Annotated in this window: 21 protein-coding genes and 1 pseudogene; 6 read left to right on the forward strand and 16 right to left on the reverse strand. The window is 31.1% G+C overall.

Going from position 1 to position 20,994, the window contains the following annotated elements; all coding sequences use genetic code 11:
* Positions 1-67: 67 nt before the first annotated feature.
* Together JMO20_RS00095 and gloA are read right to left on the reverse strand one after the other, a co-directional pair.
* The gene (locus JMO20_RS00095; RefSeq protein WP_202707107.1) at positions 68-763 is read right to left on the reverse strand and encodes a FadR/GntR family transcriptional regulator; all 696 of its coding nucleotides are present in this window, start codon (positions 761-763) and stop codon (positions 68-70) included.
* Positions 764-1,107: 344 nt separating this feature from the next.
* Positions 1,108-1,491 (reverse strand): lactoylglutathione lyase, encoded by a 384-nt coding sequence (gene gloA, locus JMO20_RS00100; protein WP_202707108.1) that lies wholly within the window; start codon positions 1,489-1,491, stop codon positions 1,108-1,110.
* Positions 1,492-1,804: 313 nt separating this feature from the next.
* On the opposite strand from gloA, the gene JMO20_RS00105 reads away from it, so the two are divergent.
* Entirely contained in the window at positions 1,805-3,403 is a 1,599-nt protein-coding gene (locus JMO20_RS00105; protein ID WP_202707109.1) for a M23 family metallopeptidase, read from the forward strand.
* 45 nt (positions 3,404-3,448) lie between these two features.
* Here the strand turns inward: JMO20_RS00105 and JMO20_RS00110 are convergent, their stop codons facing one another.
* Together JMO20_RS00110 and JMO20_RS00115 are read right to left on the reverse strand one after the other, a co-directional pair.
* Positions 3,449-3,646, reverse strand: coding sequence for a cold-shock protein (locus JMO20_RS00110; protein ID WP_202707110.1), 198 nt, complete (start codon positions 3,644-3,646; stop codon positions 3,449-3,451).
* Positions 3,647-4,041: 395 nt separating this feature from the next.
* Complete coding sequence (locus JMO20_RS00115) at positions 4,042-4,344, reverse strand: carboxymuconolactone decarboxylase family protein (RefSeq protein WP_202707111.1); 303 nt, start codon at positions 4,342-4,344, stop codon at positions 4,042-4,044.
* Between the two features lie 403 nt (positions 4,345-4,747).
* On the opposite strand from JMO20_RS00115, the gene JMO20_RS00120 reads away from it, so the two are divergent.
* Positions 4,748-5,806, forward strand: a complete 1,059-nt coding sequence (locus tag JMO20_RS00120; RefSeq protein ID WP_202707112.1) for a calcium/sodium antiporter — start codon at positions 4,748-4,750, stop codon at positions 5,804-5,806.
* Between the two features lie 186 nt (positions 5,807-5,992).
* Here JMO20_RS00120 and JMO20_RS00125 read toward each other — a convergent pair whose 3' ends face one another.
* The 3 genes from JMO20_RS00125 to JMO20_RS00135 form a co-directional block, all read right to left on the reverse strand.
* Positions 5,993-6,991, reverse strand: a complete 999-nt coding sequence (locus JMO20_RS00125; protein WP_202707113.1) for a LysM peptidoglycan-binding domain-containing protein — start codon at positions 6,989-6,991, stop codon at positions 5,993-5,995.
* Between the two features lie 81 nt (positions 6,992-7,072).
* Positions 7,073-8,020, reverse strand: coding sequence for a hypothetical protein (locus JMO20_RS00130; protein ID WP_202707114.1), 948 nt, complete (start codon positions 8,018-8,020; stop codon positions 7,073-7,075).
* A 103-nt stretch (positions 8,021-8,123) separates the two neighbouring features.
* Positions 8,124-8,648 (reverse strand): metal-dependent transcriptional regulator, encoded by a 525-nt coding sequence (locus JMO20_RS00135; RefSeq protein ID WP_341533964.1) that lies wholly within the window; start codon positions 8,646-8,648, stop codon positions 8,124-8,126.
* A 147-nt stretch (positions 8,649-8,795) separates the two neighbouring features.
* Here JMO20_RS00135 and JMO20_RS00140 point away from each other — a divergent pair, with 147 nt between their 5' ends.
* Both JMO20_RS00140 and feoB read left to right on the forward strand, forming a co-directional pair.
* Positions 8,796-9,041, forward strand: a complete 246-nt coding sequence (locus JMO20_RS00140; RefSeq protein WP_202707115.1) for a FeoA family protein — start codon at positions 8,796-8,798, stop codon at positions 9,039-9,041.
* 19 nt (positions 9,042-9,060) lie between these two features.
* Complete coding sequence (gene feoB / locus JMO20_RS00145; RefSeq protein WP_202707116.1) at positions 9,061-11,208, forward strand: ferrous iron transport protein B; 2,148 nt, start codon at positions 9,061-9,063, stop codon at positions 11,206-11,208.
* Between the two features lie 52 nt (positions 11,209-11,260).
* On the opposite strand, the gene JMO20_RS00150 is transcribed toward feoB, so the two are convergent.
* The 8 genes from JMO20_RS00150 to JMO20_RS00185 form a co-directional block, all read right to left on the reverse strand.
* A complete protein-coding gene (locus JMO20_RS00150) occupies positions 11,261-12,358 on the reverse strand; it encodes a GerAB/ArcD/ProY family transporter (protein ID WP_202707117.1) in 1,098 nt (365 codons plus the stop codon).
* Positions 12,359-12,377: 19 nt separating this feature from the next.
* On the reverse strand, positions 12,378-12,518 hold the full coding sequence (locus tag JMO20_RS00155) for a hypothetical protein (protein WP_202707118.1): 141 nt from the start codon (positions 12,516-12,518) through the stop codon (positions 12,378-12,380).
* A gap of 74 nt (positions 12,519-12,592) precedes the next feature.
* Entirely contained in the window at positions 12,593-13,738 is a 1,146-nt protein-coding gene (locus JMO20_RS00160; RefSeq protein ID WP_202707119.1) for a Ger(x)C family spore germination protein, read from the reverse strand.
* Between the two features lie 21 nt (positions 13,739-13,759).
* Complete coding sequence (locus tag JMO20_RS00165) at positions 13,760-15,301, reverse strand: spore germination protein (protein WP_202707120.1); 1,542 nt, start codon at positions 15,299-15,301, stop codon at positions 13,760-13,762.
* Between the two features lie 305 nt (positions 15,302-15,606).
* A complete protein-coding gene (locus tag JMO20_RS00170; protein WP_202707121.1) occupies positions 15,607-16,167 on the reverse strand; it encodes a rubrerythrin family protein in 561 nt (186 codons plus the stop codon).
* A 365-nt stretch (positions 16,168-16,532) separates the two neighbouring features.
* Positions 16,533-17,294, reverse strand: a complete 762-nt coding sequence (locus JMO20_RS00175) for an energy-coupling factor ABC transporter ATP-binding protein (protein WP_202707122.1) — start codon at positions 17,292-17,294, stop codon at positions 16,533-16,535.
* Positions 17,295-18,104: a cobalt ECF transporter T component CbiQ gene (gene cbiQ, locus JMO20_RS00180; protein ID WP_202707123.1), complete on the reverse strand. Its 810-nt coding sequence runs from the start codon at positions 18,102-18,104 to the stop codon at positions 17,295-17,297.
* A gap of 62 nt (positions 18,105-18,166) precedes the next feature.
* The gene (locus JMO20_RS00185; protein WP_202707124.1) at positions 18,167-19,213 is read right to left on the reverse strand and encodes an energy-coupling factor ABC transporter permease; all 1,047 of its coding nucleotides are present in this window, start codon (positions 19,211-19,213) and stop codon (positions 18,167-18,169) included.
* A gap of 338 nt (positions 19,214-19,551) precedes the next feature.
* Here JMO20_RS00185 and JMO20_RS00190 point away from each other — a divergent pair, with 338 nt between their 5' ends.
* Both JMO20_RS00190 and JMO20_RS00195 read left to right on the forward strand, forming a co-directional pair.
* Positions 19,552-20,037 carry a glutathione peroxidase gene (locus JMO20_RS00190; protein WP_202707125.1) on the forward strand — a complete coding sequence of 162 codons (486 nt, stop codon included), beginning with the start codon at positions 19,552-19,554 and terminating at the stop codon, positions 20,035-20,037.
* Between the two features lie 100 nt (positions 20,038-20,137).
* A complete protein-coding gene (locus tag JMO20_RS00195) occupies positions 20,138-20,575 on the forward strand; it encodes a MarR family winged helix-turn-helix transcriptional regulator (RefSeq protein ID WP_202707126.1) in 438 nt (145 codons plus the stop codon).
* 109 nt (positions 20,576-20,684) lie between these two features.
* On the opposite strand, the pseudogene JMO20_RS00200 reads toward JMO20_RS00195, so the two are convergent.
* Positions 20,685-20,994 (reverse strand): annotated as a pseudogene (locus JMO20_RS00200) (hypothetical protein); the annotation flags it as partial.

The raw sequence follows: 20,994 nt of genomic DNA on the forward strand, positions 1-20,994 counted from the left end.
CTAGAAAACCATTAAAAACTCTTATTTTTTGTTCTTGTTATATAATTGTCATAAGTAGAGCATTTCATTATTTCTCAGCAAGATGTTCAAAAATCAACTCTAAGTGAGTTCTCATTGCATCAGAAGCTTTAATAGGATCATTAGCTATAATAGCATTACAAATATTTTCATGATGTCTAATTAATAAGTCTTCATCATCGATTGCAGTTAGAATTTTTTCCCTTGCGTATACTATAAATGACTCCATTAACATAGATATACCATTTAATAAACTAACCATAAAGTAATTACCTGATATTTGAGCTATTTTGTAATGAAGAAGAGTATCATATTTAGCTCGGTCTTTTTCATTATCAGAGTTCTTCATATTATCAAGTAAGTTTTTTAGTTCTTTTTCATCTTTCTGTGTGATTCTTTTAGCTGCTAAATAAGCAGAGCCAATCTCAATTGTGGTTCTAAGCTCTAAAATATCCTCTCTCTTATCCTTATTTAACATAAACATAACAGTCAATGGCTGAAAAAATCCTTCTTCGACTTTCTCCTTAATAAATGTTCCTTCTCCTTGCCTACTTTCAATAAGCCCAGATATTTCAAGAGATCTTAAAGCTTCTCTAATAGATGTCCTACTAACCCCTAATTGACTTGCTAATTCTCTTTCCGATGGGAGTTTATCACCTTTTCCTAATCTATCCTCTAATACTAGAGTCTGTATTTGCTCAATGACATGTTCATAAACCCTTTTATTTTTAATTGGAGTAAACATATTTTATTTCCTTTCTATGTAATTTCCTATATTATCATGCTATAGTATGAAGTATTGCCTACATTTTGGATATTTAAAATTTCACCTGATATAACACTATTTTATCATAATTTACGCTATATATTAACATACTATATCAAATATGAAAAAATTTATTTTGAAATCAATATAGTTTTTTATAAAATTATATATCTTTAGTGACAAATGAATCGTTAAATATATATCAATCTATCCCTATAAGTAGTATACAATATAATCTATATAAAAAAAAGAGTCAATTCAAAGTAGATTCTACTTTAAATTGACTCTCTATTGTTTAACAATATATACCTAAACAAGTCACCTTATTTTTGTCTTATAACTTCTACTTCATATCCATCTGGATCAGTTACAAAATAGTACCTTGGTGGACTTCCAGGCAAGCCCATCAATTCAGTAACTTTATATCCCATTTCTCTATGTCTTTTATGTGACTTTTCCAAATCATCTGCAGCAACCGCTATATGACTAAAACCATTACCTATTTCATATGGTTTGTCTGGGTTATAATTATAGGTTAACTCTAATTCATAATAGCCCGATTCATCGGTTAGGTATACTAGAGTGAATTCATGTTCTGGAAATTCCTTTCTTGAGCTTTCTTTTAATCCTAATGCTTCTTTGTAGAATTGCAGAGATTTTTCTAAATTCATTACTCTTATACATGTATGTAGCATTTTGTACTTCATAAAATCATCACTCCTTTAATCATCTTTTCTATATTTTATCATAATAATTATATACTCCAATATGAATATTTTCTTAAGACTTTATTTTTATAGGACTAAGTTATCATTTTTAATATTTCTTATTTTAATACTCCTTGTCTTCAAATAAGTTTTTAGCCTTATCTGAAACAATGAAAAACAATTTTCCAGTATAAATAATTAGTAATTTAGGAAATTATTATAAAGGAGATGAAATTTGTTTTATAGAATTATATAAATAGCTTTTCATATAATATTTATAGACAAATAAAATCTTTAGAAAAGAGGTGTCTGTATGAAAATAAGAAAAAATAAATTGATATTAGTAGTTACAATATTTTTTCTTGCCATAGCAGTTTATTATTACTTTAATTATATTATTGATGCTCCAATTAACCAAATTCAAGTCCTTTTACAAGGCAATACAAATTCTATTGATTCAGAGTCCGATATCAGACATATAATAGATAGTTTTGATACAGCAAGAAAAGTTGAAGATATTTCCACTAGTGATTTTATACCTCTTCAACTTAAGCTATTAAATACTAAAGACGAAGAGTCAATTAGAAATCTATTTGTAGACTATAATAATGTCAATATATATTTTAGAGAGGATTCAGATAGCAAGTTATATAAAATTACGGAAGATAATGAGCTCTTCCTTTTAACCCATGAATCCTTTAATGATATCTATAAAGATAGAACTCCTCCAACCTTAAAGATTAATTTAGATAAAGAGGAGATAAAATACAATAGTAATACGGAGTGGTCATATAGGAAGCTTGACGGAATTTACTATTCTACAAATAGCACTACAGAAAATAGTCAAAGCTACAGCTTTAAAAATCATAGTAATTTAATTCTTAACTATAGTAGAGAACCTTCTAAGGTAGAATATACTCTATACAAAGATGATTCCATTGTGACTAGTGGAGAACTAGATAAGAATTCCTTTGATCTACCAAAGGTAGATGGTAATTATAGCCTTTCCACTGAAGCTATTTATAATGATGCAATTAATGGCTTTAAAGGTAAGATTGAAACACAATTGAACTTTAAAATGGATTTACCACCTAAATTTATTTTATCAAAAGAAGAGATTTATCAGGGAAATCTTTTAAGAATTGATGTTGAAAATTTAAATTCTAATGAAACACCTTTTATTGATCAAAATATTTCAAAATGGTTCTCATTTAATTCAGTTTCCGATGGCAAAGCCTATGGATACATACCAATTTCTTATAATATTAAAAGTGGACAATATAATATAACTTATGGAATTAACAATAAAAATGTTGGAAAACTATCAATTAATATTCTACCCCGTGATTTTAATATACAGTATTTAACTGTAGATAATGATATTGAAGAAAGCACTAGAAACGATGCAGCCTATAACGAATATTATAAATATTATTTACCTACAAGATATGAATCAAATAATGAGTCTTATTCCGAAGAATCTTTTATATTGCCAGCTAAGGGAAGACTTACAACAGAATATGGTGAGAGAAGATATGTAAATAATGAGCCTACTTCCTACCATCATGCTGGTTTAGATATCGCGGCTCCTACAGGCACAACTGTATTAGCTACTAATTCTGGTAAAGTGAAATTATCAATGTTTCTAACTTTAACAGGTAATACAGTAGTAATTGATCATGGCAATGGCTTTTTTAGTACTTATTTTCACTTGAATAAAAGATCTATTGAAGAAGGTGAAATGGTCAATGTTGGAGAAAAGATAGGTGAAGTAGGAACAACTGGCTTTTCAACTGGTCCTCATCTACATTTTATGATTTCTTATTATGATCAAAATCTTGATCCTGGCTATTTGATTTATAATCAACCAGTTACTTATGAAAATTATAAAAGTTTATTTAATTTAGAATAAAAAAAACCTGAAGAGAAATCTTCAGGTTTTTTGATTATCCTTTAATTAGATAATTGTAATGTTCTCAGCTTGAGGACCTTTAGCTCCGTCAACAACGTCAAAAGTAACTTTTTGTCCTTCTTCTAAAGTTTTGAATCCTTCTTTGTTAATTTGAGAGAAATGAGCGAATACGTCATTTCCTTCCTCTGTAGTGATAAATCCAAATCCTTTGTCTGAGTTAAACCATTTTACTGTACCATTCATATTTTCTACCTCCGAAATTTTTATTTCCTTTAATTCTATGTAAATTGTTGTTACCAATAAAAATTTCGAAATCTATATTTAAAGTCATTTATAACCAAGTAATCAAGATAATTCGAAAAATATTATTAAATAAATCATTTACTTTTGAATTAAGGTTCAATATATATAATACACTATTAAAATAATAAGTCAAGGCTTTTAAGTATTAATTCTTTTATTTAATAATTAAATACAGAATTCTAAGCTTCTGGTAAGGGTTTATCTTATAAATATTGAACCCCCCTCTTTTTATTCTTTAGCGTACCTACTTTAATCTTCTATATATTGGCTTTATGATTTGAAAGATATAATTTAGCGTCAAATTCAATATATTTTTTGAATTTGACGCTAATACTTTATTTATTAAAAGCTGAAAGCCCTGCAACGAGAGTTCTATTAGCTGATGTCATATAAGCTAACCTAATAGTTTCCTTAATTTCTTCATCAGAAACTCCCATACTCCTAGCTGCTCCTGCTAAAGATTTTACTCCTTCTCCAGAGCCCTCTATAGCATCTAAAGCTAAAGTTATTAAAATCTTAGTTTTAGCATCTAATTTTCCTGGAGCCATTGCTAAATCCATATTCTTACTCACAACTTGAAAAAGTTCTGGATCAATCTCTCTAAGTGCTTCAATAAATGGTGGATATTTTTTACTCATAATCATACTCCTCTCTGACTTTAATATTTTTATTATAGTTAAACTATTAATTAACTATTCCTCTAATAATTACTTTATATCAATTAGGAAATTAATACCAGAAATTTTTAGTATCTTATTTGATTTTTGTTTTTTAAGGGTATAAAAAGTCATTTTCAATTGACAAAAATAGCTTTTTCCTCTATAATTAAGTGGTTAGAGGGAGTAACTAACCTTTCAAAAGGGATTGAAGTCGTCATTTCGGAAATTATAGTTTCCCGGCTTCAGTGACAATACGTCTAGTGAGACTCTACAATAAATACAAGATTCAAATCTTATATTTATTGTGGAGTCTTTTTGTTTATGTTAACCCCTTTATCTTGCAATTATAGTAGCTTTTATTGACAAAAGGAGGAGTTTTATCGTGGAAGTACTTATTCATAATTTTTTAGTTTCATTTCCTACATGGGGATTAATCTTATTAGTAGCCATTTCTCTATATACTTTAAGCAAGGGAGCAGACATTTTAGTAGATGAAGCTGTCAGTCTTTCTATTCATTGGGGTGTCCCTAAAATGATTATAGGTGCAACTATTGTTTCTCTGGGAACAACATTACCTGAAGCTAGTGTATCTGTTATTGCTGCCTTTAATGGAAACCCAGATCTTGCATTAGGTAATGCCATTGGTTCTATCATTGCAGATACTGGACTTATTCTTGGTTTGGCTGCCCTCATTGGAAAACTGCCAGTAGATAGAATTATTGTAGAACGTCAAGGAAAAATACAAGTATGGTCTGGTTTATTATTAGCAATAGTATGCCTCCCATTCTTCTCAAAGGGAAGTACTGGCAATATAAGTCAAGTAATAGGATGGCTTTTCATAGGATTATTAATAGCTTATATCTATGTTTCAATTAAATGGAGTAAAAGCTCTAGCTCAAATGAAATAGTGAGTACTCCAAATACATCTGATCCTACTGTAGAAAGCACCTCTTCAGAAAGTGTTTTAATAGAAGAAAAAAGTCCTATTATACTTCAAATTTTAAAGCTTATTGCGGGTATAGTTATTGTTATTTGCTCATCAAAGATACTTATACCTTCAGTTGAGATTACAGCTATTAGAGTTGGTATTCCTCAAAGCATTATTGCAGCAACATTAATTGCCTTTGGCACAAGTCTACCTGAGCTAGTTACAGCTATTACAGCTGTGAGAAAGGGCCATGGAGAGCTTGCTATTGGAAATATAGTAGGTGCAGATATCCTAAACGTACTTTTCGTTGTCGGTGGGGCTGCCGCAGTAACCAAAGGAGGTCTTCAAGTTCCTTTAAACTTCTATAAGCTTCAGATCCCAACAATGGTTATTATTTTAACTACTTTTAGATTATTTGCTAGAGGCCAAAACGAAGAAATTACAAAAAAAGAAGGTTTTGTTCTATTTTCCATCTATATAATTTATATAGTTTTAAACTACACCTGGATTTAATTTGATCATCTATTTTATTTGAAATAGTAATTTGTTTAAAAATGAGTATAAGTACTAATACTTTTCAATCCAGATCCTATTATTAATAGATACTAAAAAAGGGGAGAGCCCAATTCTTTTGGATTCTGCCCTTTTTAAGGAATTTTATATCTCTAAACCTGTATATTAATTAATCTCTAGTTCAATTCAAAACATTGATACAACCTTTCCAGTTTCAGGATTTACATTGTACCATCCTCTAGTAGATATATGGTCCTCCTCCACATCATAAACGTGAATTATATATCTTCCATCATCCATATGATCGTATTCAACCTTTACTTCAGGGCTATCAGTTAAATCTAAGTATACTCTTACAATATTTTCAGCATCTTCCTCTGTTAGTCTAGTTTCATCATCTAAAAATCTAAGAGTACTTCCAATTGCTCTTATATACTCTTGATTCGCTCTTAATAAGAAATATGCATACGGCATACCTGATATAAATATAATCTTAGGATATTTAACTATAAGAGCTGCTTGACCTTTCACATCATCTGGTTGATCTGCTGAAGGCATTATAAGACATGCAGGTTGATTACCTATAGATGTTTTTACAATTGTTGGTTTTGTCCCATAAGGATTAAACTCTCCATGGGAATAATTCTCACAAACTTCATCTATTGGCTTAATATCCCAAGGAGTACTTGGATTCGTAGCTATTGCAGTTATTTCAAAGAAGCCATCTTCACCTTCATATGTTATACCATCTGTTTCGACACTTCTCCATGAACTAGGATAACGGAAGATTATATTATACTTTTGATTAAAATATATATCCCAATTTATAGGAATACAAATTCTATGCCCAACCATCAACATATATGGATTTAACCTTGGATTTACTTGCATTATTGCATTTACAGTAGTATGAAATCTTTGTGCTAAATAATATAATGTATCTCCCGACTTTATACTATAGGTAATACTTCCCCTAGGGCATGTTTTAGGACTAACTTCAGTGGGGATACATATTATTTGTCCTACTCTAAGTCTTTGAAGATCTACTGTGGGATTTGCTACTGATAAAGCACCAATAGGAACTCTAAATTGTTGTAATATTGTATATATGTTATCACCTGCTCTAATTTCATAAGGTTCCATACCAGGCAAACACTGATTTGTAGCTATATAATAATTGCTCATATATTCACCTCCATATTATCATTTCAATATATATTATGAAAAATGATATACAGATGTGTAATATACGAGCATTAGAAATCTCTAATCTACCTCAATTGGTTGCAGAGCATTACTATTTAAAATATCCTCTACTTCTTCATACCCTACTGGAAATGCATAATTGTATCTAGCAGGAAGTGCAAAAACATACTTAGAATTATTACCAAGTTCACTTGGTCCAAAAGGTGCTGCACCTATATGAAATTCTTCCTGTTGTAATGAATTCCATTGCTTATGGGTAAATATCATTATTGGGATATCTTGACGTTCCTTTTCAGAAGTCCATTCAGGATGCCTAATATAAATTATTGGTCCAGATTCAGAAATATTGTTTTCACCAGAATCATCTATGGCTAATCCTTCCCACTTATTCTCTATAATTTTATATTCTTTCCAGCTATTCGGTAAAGAAAATCTAAATCCATATTCTTCATTAATATACACGATTGTATCATTATTGTATTCCCCTAGTACAATAGAATTTATAAGCCAATTACCATCTATTTTCTCTACCATCAAAGTAATTGGTCTACTTGCTGCAATTCCACCACTTACTGCTTCTGTACTAGTTATTTCAATTATTTGTCCTTTTACCTTGTAAAGCCCTTGAGACAATTGCTCAATATTAGAAATCTCTATTCGATCTGGCCAAGGACTTGAAGTTACTCTTCCCGGTGCATCTTCAGGTTTTTCTATCCAAGTTTCCAAAAGTGTAGAAGATACAAAGTCACCATAGTTCTCCTTAATGCTTTTCTCTACCAACTCCCTTGGTGCCAACAGCGAAACCTTTTGAAGTTGACTGCCAAAAGCTTTAACTAAATTTTCTATTTCTTTTTCTTCATTCTTCATATCATCATTTCTATTATCTTGTTTTAAGTTCTCTTGTTGTGACATTTCTTTATTAGATTGAGCTGAATTTCTCTCAATTGTACATCCTAACAAAGAAACTGTAAATCCAAGAATAATTGTGTACAGTAATACTTTCTTCATTCTCATCCCTCCAATAAAAATCTAACACTTCTATAGACGAAGATAAGTGAATTTTAGTTCCATCTAAGACTTAAAATAACACGGCATTACTACCTGATTTCATTTAAACATCATTATCTTCAATCTGTTTTTCTTCTAAACTTTCATAATTAATATCAAAATCTGTTTTGAATTTTTTATATTTCTCCAAAATTTCAGGATTTTTTGTTAGAAACTCATTAAAGGCATGAATGCTTTTTAATGTCTTTAAACTCATATCATGTTCTATCATTTCTGTATCTTTAAGCAATGTTTCTTCTATACCAAGTTTTTTCAAGAACTCTTCTATAATTCTATGTCTCCTTAAAAGAAACTCTCCTATTTCTTTGCCTTCTTTAGTTAGCTGGATAATTCCGTATCTTTGATAGTCTACTAATTTCAATCTTTTTAGCTTCTGTACTATTTTAGTCGTAGATGATGGCCTAACGTTTAATTTATTAGCTAATTGGTTTACTCTAACATACCCTTCTTCTTTACAAGTTCTATATATCATTTCTAAATAATCCTCCATGCTTGAAGTTAATAGTTTGTTTTCAGAATTTAATAATTGATATCCCCTAACTGTATGAAACTCTTTATCTTTTTCCACGATTATCCCCCTCTATATAATTTAGCTAATCAATGTAACAAGTAATTACCCTGATACATACTCTATTATTAGCTTCAACAAATAAAGTTTCTTATGACTAACTTATGAAATAAAAATATAAAAAATTAGTAAAAAGGAGGCTTTTTTATGAAAGAAATTTTATTTCCACTACATGAATTACCTATTGGCTCTTGTGGTATGGTTAAAAAACTTACTGCAGAAGGAGGCAGTCGCAGAAGAATGTTGGATTTAGGATTAATAGATGGTACAAAGGTAGAGTCACTAAGAAAAAGTCCGGCCGGTGATCCTATTGCATATGAAATCAGGGGAGCTGTTATCGCATTGCGTTCAGAAGAAGCATCAAAAATATTTGTGGAATCAATAAAGCAATAATGATGAAGGAGGTTTTTCAATGGGTTTGACCAATCAATCTACTGGAACAGGTGCTTTAAAGGAGATGTTCCAAGTTGATTTTGAATCGCCTGACGACATAGTCGTGGCTTTAGCAGGTAATCCTAACACAGGAAAAAGTACAGTTTTTAATAGCCTTACAGGTCTTAATCAGCATACCGGAAATTGGCCAGGTAAAACTGTAACAAACGCTCAAGGAAAGTATAATCATCATAATAAGAGACATATATTAGTAGATTTGCCAGGGACTTATTCACTATTAGCTAGTTCAGTTGAAGAACAAGTGGCTAGGGATTTTATATGTTTTGGTAATCCCCATGCAACTGTTGTAGTCACAGATGCTACATGTCTAGAAAGAAATCTGAATTTAGTGTTACAGATAATAGAAATTACTGATAAAGTAGTAGTTTGTGTAAACCTTATGGATGAAGCAAAGAGAAAAAGCATTAATATTGACTTAAAAAAATTATCTAAACTTTTAGGAGTTCCTGTAGTAGGCACTACTGCCAGAAATGGTGAAGGTCTAGAGCTACTTAAAGATACAGTATCCAAAGTCGCCAGTGGTGAAATTAAAACAAATCCTAGAAAGATAAATTATGACGAAATAATTGAGGAATCTATAAAGAAAGTAGACTCTGATATAAATAAACTAATAGATAATAAATTTAATAGTAAATGGGTTTCTCTACGTCTTATTGATGGAGACCTCCCATTATTAGAATCCATGAATGAGTATCTTGACTCTGATTTAACTAAGAATGAATTACTAAATAAAAAATTGAAAATAGCTAGAGATAAATTAAAGGATGACGGTTTAAAAATAGAAGACCTTAGGGATCGTATAGTTTCTAATATTATAAAAACTGCTGAAGACATTGGCAAAGATGTAGTTAGAGTAGAGAATAAGTCTCATAATCAACTAGATCGAAAAATTGACAGCATATTAACCTCCAGAATATTTGGTATTCCAATTATGATTGTTCTTTTAGGTATAGTTTTTTGGATTACAATTGAAGGTGCTAATGTTCCTTCTTCCATGTTAGCTAATGGATTATTTTGGATTGAAGGTCAGCTGACTGAACTCTTTGGTTGGCTTGGTACACCAGAATGGGTTCATAGTATTCTTATATTAGGTATGTATAGAACACTAGCTTGGGTTATATCAGTAATGCTTCCACCAATGGCTATTTTTTTCCCTCTATTTACTCTACTAGAGGATTTAGGATATTTACCTAGAGTAGCATTTAACCTAGACTATTATTTTAAAAAGGCTTGTGCACATGGTAAGCAGGCATTAACCATGTGTATGGGTTTTGGCTGTAATGCTGCAGGAATTATCTCTTGTAGAATAATTGATTCTCCTAGAGAAAGATTGATTGCTATAATTACAAACAATTTTGTCCCTTGTAATGGACGATTCCCAACTTTAATTGCCCTTGCAAGCATCTTTATAGCTAGTGCCGCAGGAGCATTTAGTTCTATTGTTGCTACTCTAACTATATTGGCTACTATTGTATTGGGTGTAATGATTACTCTATTTATATCTAGAATATTATCAAAAACGATATTAAAGGGACTGCCTTCATCATTTACTCTTGAGCTTCCACCATATAGGAAGCCTCAGATAGGAAGAGTTATTGTTAGATCTATTTTCGATCGTACCTTATTCGTTTTAGGCCGTGCAGTGGCTATTGCCGCTCCTGCAGGATTAGTTATTTGGTTTATGGCTAATATCACCGTTGGAAATGCAAGCATATTGACTCATTGTGCACAATTTTTAGATCCATTTGCAAATTTATTGGGATTAGATGGTTACATTATGATGGCTTTTATATTGGGAATGCCTGCTAATGAGATTGTAATACCAATTCTAATCATGAGCTACATGGCTAAGGGGTCTATACTAGAGCTAGATAATTTAGCTGAAATGAAACAACTATTTATTGATAATGGATGGACCTGGCTCACTGCTGTTTGCACTATGTTATTTTCATTGAACCATTGGCCTTGTGGAACTACTCTTTGGACCATACGCAAAGAGACTCAAAGCTGGAAATGGACTTGGATATCTTTATTGGTCCCTACTATTACCGGTATTGTAGTATGTTTCATAGTAGCTCAAGGTGCTCATCTTCTTGGTTTGGTTTAATTTAGATTAATAAAAATAATGACCTCTAACTTTATTGGTTAAGGTCATTATTTTATGTCTTCTTTAAATTAGATTTTCTACTTTTTACTTCTGCCACGATAACAATAATAACTGGAAGAACAACTTGAAATGGGAATGCATAGTATTTCCATACATGGGTTGACCAGCTTATAAAGTCCATTATGCTGTCACTTATCAAATATGCTAAATTTAATTTTACTAGAGCTACTGGAGTTACTATAAATCTATAGTCTTTAAACCCAAAAACCTTTGTTAACCCTTTACATGCTGCTAAAGAGCATACACTTAGTTTAACAAATCCACCTATCAGAAAAACTACTGATACAACTATTTCCATTCTCTGAATAAAATTTCCTACGTTCAAACGCCTTACTGCATCATAGGATGGAAAGTAAACCTCTGATACCCTATCTGCTCCTAATACAAGAAGATCCGTTGTTGACGATATCAATATTATGAATCCAGAAATAAATAAACCGGAAAAATAAATTTTAAAATGAGAAAGTCCTTTCTTTTTTATAGATGAAAAAATCATTGTGAAGATTACAATTTCTCCAAAGGGAAATGAGAAATCAGTAAAGGCACCTTTTAATACTGGTTTAATTCCGTTGTATAATAATGGCTTTAGATTATCTATTTCCATTTGAGGAATTAGCAATAATACAGTAATAATTATTAATCCTATAATAAATGGAACATAAATCTCAACAAACTTTCCTATTGTCTCTATGCCTTCTTTTATAATCCATATGTTTAATAACGTTACAAATAGCATAGGAACTATCATAGGCGTTTCCGGCGCAGCAACTGTGACATAAAATTCACCGAAATCTCGGACTACTAAGGAACTTAAATGAAATGCAAACCAAACATATAAAAGTCCAACTATTTTCCCTAATATTTTTCCAAAACAAATCTCTAAAATATCAAATAAATCTTTACCTGGGTAAAGATAATTAATTCTAGCATATATAGCTACAGCTGGTATTGCAAAAATAACTGAGCAGATAACCGATAACCATAAATCATTTCCTGCTTCTATTCCTGTTGTAAATATTGATGAAACACCAACTACAAAAAGGATTATAGTAAATACCCCTTGCTTATTAGAAATCCTCTCTATCCTCATTTATATACTCCTTTAAGTATTATTTTTCTCCAACAATTGCAAAAACAACTTTTTCTATTAAATTGGCAGGACTAGGAACCTTTACACCAAAGCTAAGTAGCATACTAATTGTAAAAGAAAAACAGAGTAAAATACTATAGACATATATTTCTTTTTTCATTTTCTTTTTTGCTAATAAATATATCTCAGTTACCCCTATTATTGCATAAAATATTATCACTAGAATAAACATACCTAATCTCCCTTTTTAATTGGTTTTGATAGTAAAGCGCTTCTCTTTATCTGAATACTAACATCTACCTCTGTTTTAATCTCTTTAAATTTATCATCCCATTCACTTTCGATTTCTTTCCACATATTTGGCATATTATACTTGATTTCATTTCCAAAACCAAAGATATCACTGTCATATTCTTGCTGAGCCTTCTTTATTACATCTTCTAACCTTTTTTTTATCTGTTCCCTAGAAGCCTCCTCCAGCATTTTTCTTTTCCCATCATCCATGAAATCTATTATTCCCGTGATTTCTCCAATAGAAGCATCCATTTCTACCTTTATTTTTACAATTAGCTGTCCATTTACCATCTCCGGTTTTATTTTACTTTTAATACCGAAACTCTCCAATGTTACACTTTCACCGCTGCCACCAATATCTTTTATTACATATATCCCTTCTTTAGCTTCTCCTATAATTATTAAAAAACTTTTCGTTTCCAGTCCGTCTAGTTCTCCTATATATTTATCTTCTCTAAATATTGCTGTTCCATTTATCTCTGGAACTACCTCATCTCCACTTTCAATAACGAATGTTTTAGGTAGGGTTGGTGCAATACCTTTTGAAGATATTTCATTTAGAAAGCTCCATAGTCTAGCATCTCTAAAATATTGTACTGCATCCTTGGCGTCCATCATGTCATTCATATGAAAGGATATACTATCATGTATCTTTTCCTTCCCTTGCAATATATTTCTTGCATTGCAATCCTTTGACATTAAGATTCTTATATCTGCTCTAACTTCAGCGTCTCTATTTACAAAATCAAGAGCTGGAAAAATTCCTTCCTTTGCTATATCTTCACTTATTATTAAAATTTTTGCATGGGGCCAGTATAGTCTCTTACCATTCTTCAAAATCAATAATCTTACAGCATCAAAGACTGTATCTCCTTCAATTGAAATCACATCAGAAATCATATTTATATCCTTTTGTCCTTTAGGCGTTGTTATCTCAACAGTGACTATATACTTTCCATTCTCTTTATTTTTATCTATTGCCATTCCTGTAACTATTGAAAGCTCTTTTAGTTCCCTATAATTCCAACAGCCTGTTAGCAAAATACTCAAAATAATTGTAATCAATAGTATAATCTTTTTCATCATTTTTATATTAACATCTCCAGACTATTCACTATCGTCTTCCTTTCTAACTATATCTTCTTTAACTATTGCTCTAGGACGAAAATACATTTTCCACCAAGGAGCTCTTATAAACATATCTTTTTCTTCTTGTCCATTTAACGATGCGATATTGCTCATATAAGATACTCCAAAGGATCTTATACTTATTAGATGAATAGACAAAGCCATTACTCCAAAAATGTATCCATAGAGACCCAAAAAAGAAGCGAGAATGACGAAAACGACTCTTATTATAGATAGAGCATCTAGCATTTTCGGTAGTAAAAAACTTGATATACCTGTAAAAGCAGTAACTATTACAATTGGTGCACTTATTACCTTTGCATCTACTGCCGCCTGACCTAAAACTAAGGCTCCAACTATGCTGACTGTTTGACCAATAGGTGCTGGTAGTCTTATTCCAGCCTCTCGTATAATATCAAAGACTAGAAGCATCACTAGTGCCTCCACAACTGTAGGCAATGGAACTCCTTGCTGAGCTGCTGATATACTCATAACTAGTTCTGTAGGCATCATCTCTTGATGAAATGTCACTAATGAAACATAAATTGCAGGAATGCTAGTAGCTAGAAAAAAGCTTGTTATTCTTAATAATCTTGAAGCACTAGCATATATATAATTTTTATAATAATCTTCATTAGCTTGAAAGTATTCTATAAAAATGAAAGGAAGTGTCAACACAAATGGAGTGCCGTCGCATATTAATGCAACTCTTCCTTCAAGTAATCTTCCACAGACAACATCTGGCCTTTCTGTACTACCTATGGTTTTAAATGGAGAATAAGGTGCATCCTTTATCATTTCTTCAATATAGCCAGTCTCTAGTATTCCATCTATATCAATCTTTTCCAATCTAGTTATTAGTTCCTTTACTATCTTTTTATCGGCTATTCCATTCATATAACATAAACATACCTTAGTTTTTGTCTCCCTACCTAATTCTCTAAAATTAAATTTTAGTTTAGGACTTCTAATCCTTCTTCTTATCAGTGAAATATTTACTCTTATAGATTCAGTAAATCCCTCCCTAGGACCTCTAACATTACTTTCAGATAGAGGTTCGCATATAGCCCTAGTCTTCCAACCTTTTGTATCAATTACTAAAACTTCTTTTATTCCATCGATCATGAGAATCGTGTCTCCATATAAAATAGAACCAATTATATAATCTACGTCTTTTGACTTCGTTATTTCTCCTGCAGATACTATTTTTTCAATAAAGTAATCTAGTGTCGACCTATTGGTAGGTTTGTTTTCAATGGATGTTTCCATTACTGCCCTTAGAACACTTTCATTCATCTTTCTTGTATCAACTAAACTATCCACAAAAATAATAGAACACTTAATACTATTAGGCCCTTTAGTCTGCAATCTCCTGTAGACTATACCATCATCTCCTGTGAGTATTTTTTTTAGCATACTAATTTTATCTTCTAAGGAGTTTCCTATTTCTATATTTTCATAGTTGTTATTGTTTTCTCTCTTTTTCTCATCTATAATCAAGTTCTTTACAAATTTAAACATATTCTCATCCTTTTTTTACACAGTTTATTCTTATATAATATTATTGTTCTTAATGGTATTTTTTATTATTATCTTCAATATTTAGTATAAATACTATTTTTTAAGGGATATTTAGTCTGATGATATAAATCAAAAGAACTTCCCATGTTTCACATAGGAAGCTCTTAGTGTCGCTTATAAATAATTTTATTAAGCTGAAACTTGTATATTTACAAATTTTAAGTATTTTTACAGTATTAAACCAAAACAGTAATTCTCTTAAGAAAATCACCGCTTTAAATCTGAAAATAGTCTTAAAATGATAATTATGCGGTAAAGTGTTTATACATTTCTTTTCTTGCTCCACATACTGGACAGACATCTGGTAAATGATCTTTTATAGTATGACCACAAATGGGACAAACATATACAGGACCTAATTCCATATCATTTCCTTGCTTCGCAGCCTCTTGCGCCTCTGAAAAAAGTGTAACATGTATTTTTTCAGCTTCTAATGCATAATGGAACGCTCTCTCTGCTCCTTTTTCATTCTGAAAACGCGCAGCATTTAGATATACTGGATACATTTGTTCAACCTCGTGTAATTCTCCCTCTATTGCTCCTTGTAAATTATCAGCTGTTTTACCTGATCCAAAAACTGCACCCGCTGTTACATCGTAGTCACCTTCTCTATCCTTTAATTCTCTAAAATGATTATCAGCATGAGCCCACTCTGCATAAGCTATAGCTCTAAATAATCTTCCAATATTAGGCATTCCTTCTTTATCTGCCATATCACCCCATATTAAATATCTCATATGAGCCATACTTTCACCACCATAGGCTGATCTTAAGAAATCAGCTGTCATATCGTTTTTTACTGTCATTATTAATCATCCTTTCCATATTATTCTTTAACACTAGTATTATGAGAGATTTTATAAATACTTATACCTATCCCAGAACTTTATGTTTTATTTCTAATTTATTATTATGATTATTAGCTTGATGATATGTCTATTCAGTAATTTAGTTATTTTGTCATAGAAGAAATACCTTTATTAAAAACATATTAGGTTTTATTTAAAAGTTTACTTAAATACTAATTACATAATTCATAAATTAATAAAGAAAGCTCCATCATGGTAACTACTTTAGAAGTGATACCAAAATGAAGCTTATATTGTGGATTTATTTTTTAGCAATTACATGTGTCTTATTAGTTTAAATCTCGTGATTATTTCTAATCTTTTTAAATTTCTTTTTTAGTGCCACAAACAGGGCAATTTTGCAGTGAGAGAGGAACTTCTAGTCCACAGTTATCTAATAATTCATCATTGGTTAAGATTTCCTTAGTATTACCATCGGCTACTATTCTACCACCTTTAATTACAATAGTTCTTTTACAGGTATCTAGTACCATATCTAAATCATGACTTGTAATTATTTTTGTGTGCTTAAATCTATTTAAGAGCTGAATCAATTTTCGTCTGGATTTAGGATCTAAAGCTGAAGTTGGTTCATCCATTATCAGTACCTCAGGTTCCATAGATAAAACAGAAGCTATGGCAGCAGATCTTTTTTCACCACCGGATAACTTAAATGGTGACCTATCCTTTAAATGAGAAATGCCAACCATTGCTAATGCCTTTTCTACTCTATTTTCTACCTCAACCTCATCAAGTCCATAATTTCTAGGCCCAAAGGCAACATCCTCATAAACACTTGTCATAAATAGCTGATCATCAGGGTTCTGAAATACCATTCCAAGCTGTTGACGAATTTTAGATAAGTTTTTTTTATTTATACTTCTATTGTCCACTAATACTTCTCCAGTATTTGGAAATAAAATCCCCATAATCAGCATTAATAATGTAGATTTGCCCGCTCCATTTGCTCCGATAATCCCTACAGATTCTCCTTCTGAAATCACAAATGAAATATCTTTTATAGCTATATGTTCACCTGGATATGTAAAATGTAATTTTTTTATTATTAGCTTATTATTACCCATTTAATTAATCACTCCTGTAAATATCCTATCTATGATCAAAGGTATGTTATATATTCTCACTATTGTGAAAAAGAAACACCACATCATCAAATATAGAAAGTCTTTAAAAGTAATTTTGCTATTATAACCATTAATATATTCCCCTCTAAACCCTCTTAAATTCATGGACTGATATACTCTTTGTGCCCTATCAAAAGTCCTTATTATTAATATTCCTGTAAAAGAACCCCACACACTCCTATGTATCCCTTTCTGTCCAGGTGCCCGAAGAGAATATGCCCTTATCATTATAGAGACTTCTTCAATCAAAACAGAAAAATATCTATAGGTTAGTAATAGTTGTAATACAAATATCTTAGGAACCTTAAGCATCCGTAATGCTTCTGCTATTCTATTAATTCCTGTAGTTGCTACAAGTAAAATACTTGCAGTTACTGTCAATCCACATTTTATTAATATGGATAAAAAAGTAATCCAGCCCCTTGATATATATATATTACCTATAAGTACCTTTGAGTTATCAAATAATGGATTCATTATTCCAATCCCAATAATCAGTGGAGCAACGATTAATAATCTTTTAAGAATTGGAGTTATTGGTAATTCCCCTAGCAAAAATATAAACATTGGATAGAAGATTAAAGGTAAAAGTCCACTTACATCATATCTTTCAAATGATATAACCACAGCAAGATAAAAAACTGTGGTTATTAGCTTTATAAGTGGATGTACTTTATGTATAAAGGAATTATGCTTTCCAAGGTCATCCAATAATCTTAAGTGATATAATGAATTTTTAAGTGTGGACATATGAAATCAAATCCTTAATATTATTTTAGTGTAAGTCTTATAATTGCAACGATCTGTTGCTATTAGCTTATTTTCCTTCTCCTACGTTTTATCAAATTAATAATATATCCTGTAGCTCCTATTAAAACAATAGTTAATAATCCCCCAACAATACCAGATGTAGTTGTTCCTGAATTTACAGATGGCCATTTGTCTTCTGATTTCATATCTTGTTCTTCATTTTCTCCATTAGTTTTAAAATCATAATCCGGTAAAAATGCTGTTCTGCTTTGAACATTTGCAAGTATCTCATGTATTTCACTAGATGTCTCCAATTCAGATGTTCCGGCAGTTTTTTCCATTGACCATTCTAATCCATCAGGACTCGATGAAGCAAACCATGAGAAAAAGCCACCTACTATAACTACTGCAACTAATAGTGCTATTATTACTTTACTAATAGTTGTGCTAGCTAAAGCCTTTCCTTTAGCAGTTCTTTCTAAGATTTCTGGTCTATACTTCCAAATAAAAGTTACAACAGCTGCCGTTACAAGCCCTTCTACTATACCTATTGCCAAATGTATAGGCTGCATTAATAAAAAGAATGTGCCAAAGGGAAGCTCTGTCTTTCCTGATAATAATGTTTCTATAACAACGCTCAAAGACCCAAGCTGAAGTCCAATCACAGACGATATTAGTGATGCTACAAATATTTTTTTTGAGTTAATACCTTTTCGTGTAAACCATTTATATATGTAAGGATATGCAAGAAAACAGGTGTAAAATCCTAAATTAAATACATTACAACCATAAGCAAGTAACCCACCATCTCCAAAGAATAAAGCCTGTATTAACAAAATGGAAGCCATAGTTAAGAATCCCGCATGGGGTCCTAACAGTATTGCTAGTAACATGCCTCCTCCCAAGTGTCCACTAGATCCTGTCCCTGGTATGGAAAAATTAATCATTTGAGCAGCAAAAACAAAAGCCCCCATAACACCCATTAAAGGAATCTTCTTTTCATCTATAACATTTTGAACTTTTTTTATTGAATAAGCTGTAATACCACCTGATGTAGCTAACATTGTTCCTCCAACTATTGGAGAAATCAAGGCATCCGCCATATGCATTTTATCCACCCCTCTAAAAAAATAAAATAACCCATAAAAAGGTAAGTTCTTATACTTATCCCATTCATGGGTGAAATTAACATTATTATTCATGACAATGTTGTTAGAGCCTTCATGACTCCATTTTAAACTAAATATATCACAATTTATTAATAATTGTCAATATTATTCTCTTTAGTTCTAAGTTAACTTTAAATATTTCTAATTCTAAAATTTACAATTTTTTATTGACATATCATTTCAAAAAATGTATTATAATATTAAATTATATTGTGCACAATTTAATTTTGAAAAATTTTTAATTGTTATATCAATTAAATGATTGGAGGATGCTCATTATGAATGTATATGATTTTAAAGCTAAGAACAATTTAGGTGAAGAAGTCTCATTAAGAGACTATAAAGGAAAGGTTCTACTTATTGTAAATACTGCTAGTAAATGTGGACTCACTCCTCAGTATGAAGGTCTTCAACATCTATATGAAAAGTATGGAAATGAAAAATTTGAAATTTTAGGTTTTCCTTGCAACCAATTCGCTAATCAAGAACCTGGTAATTCTAGTGAAATTAAACAATTCTGTACACTTAATTATGGTGTGACTTTTCCTATCTTTGAAAAGATAGATGTTAATGGAGACAATACTCTTCCATTGTTCAAATACCTAAAAGAAACTACATCGGGATTTATGGGTAATAAAATTAAATGGAATTTTACAAAATTCCTTGTAGATTCAAATGGGAATGTTATAGAGAGATTTTCTCCCATGACAAAGCCTTCTAAACTGGGAAGTAAGATACAGAAGCTTATAAATGAAATAAAGTAAAAAAGAAAATATAGTTGGTAGAATTGAAACCACAACAGAGCTTCTAGATATGTTTCCTGAAATTGAAAGCCTATTATAAACTACGATAAGGAGTATTTTTATGAAATATGAACATTTAAAAATCGATAATCAATTATGCTTTGCCTTATATTCTGCTTCAAAGGCTATAGTTAATACCTATAAGCCTTTATTAAAAGATATTGGTATTACTTACACTCAATATATTACTCTTTTAGTTCTTTGGGAAAAGGATAATATAACTGTTAAAGAACTTGGAAAGAAACTCAATTTAGACTCTGGTACTTTAACTCCTTTGCTAAAGAGATTGGAAACTAAAGGTATACTGGAGAGAATTCGTAACCCAGAAGATGAAAGAAATGTATGTGTAAAACTAACTTCAAAGGGAGTTTCTCTAAAAGACAAAGCCTCTGAAATACCAATGAAAGCCTTCTGTACTACTGGCATGTCTATAGATGAAGCTTCTGATTTAAAGGAAAGACTCAATAAATTGCTAAAAAATCTAAATGAAAAATCATAATAGTTATGATATAAAAACACCTCATTTCGATAGATAATTATTCCGAAATGAGGTGTTTGATTATTTTTTGTCTGACTTAATATTTTACTTTAATAGATAAATATTTAAATTATTTTGCTTCCTTCGCTGCTGCAAGTATAGCTTTAAGGTATCCTGCTGTATCTCTTAATGTTGCGCCACTCACTGCATCAACCATGTCCTCTGATGGAACAACTGAAAGTTCGCTCTCTAGCTCTTCTACAGTCATACCCTTAACATATTCTTGGATTGCATCATATGACTTGTTAAGAGGAGTTGTAGCTCCAGCTTCTTCTTTCATATGCTCACTATAATATTCTGCATTTAATCTTTTTGAAGCTAATACTACTGTTGGATCAGCATAGTTTGCTCCAAAATCTCCATCTGAATTTGGAACTCCT

Origin of the sequence: Sporosalibacterium faouarense (genome assembly GCF_016765695.1) — a bacterium.
Lineage (GTDB): Bacteria > Bacillota > Clostridia > Tissierellales > VENL01 > Sporosalibacterium > Sporosalibacterium faouarense.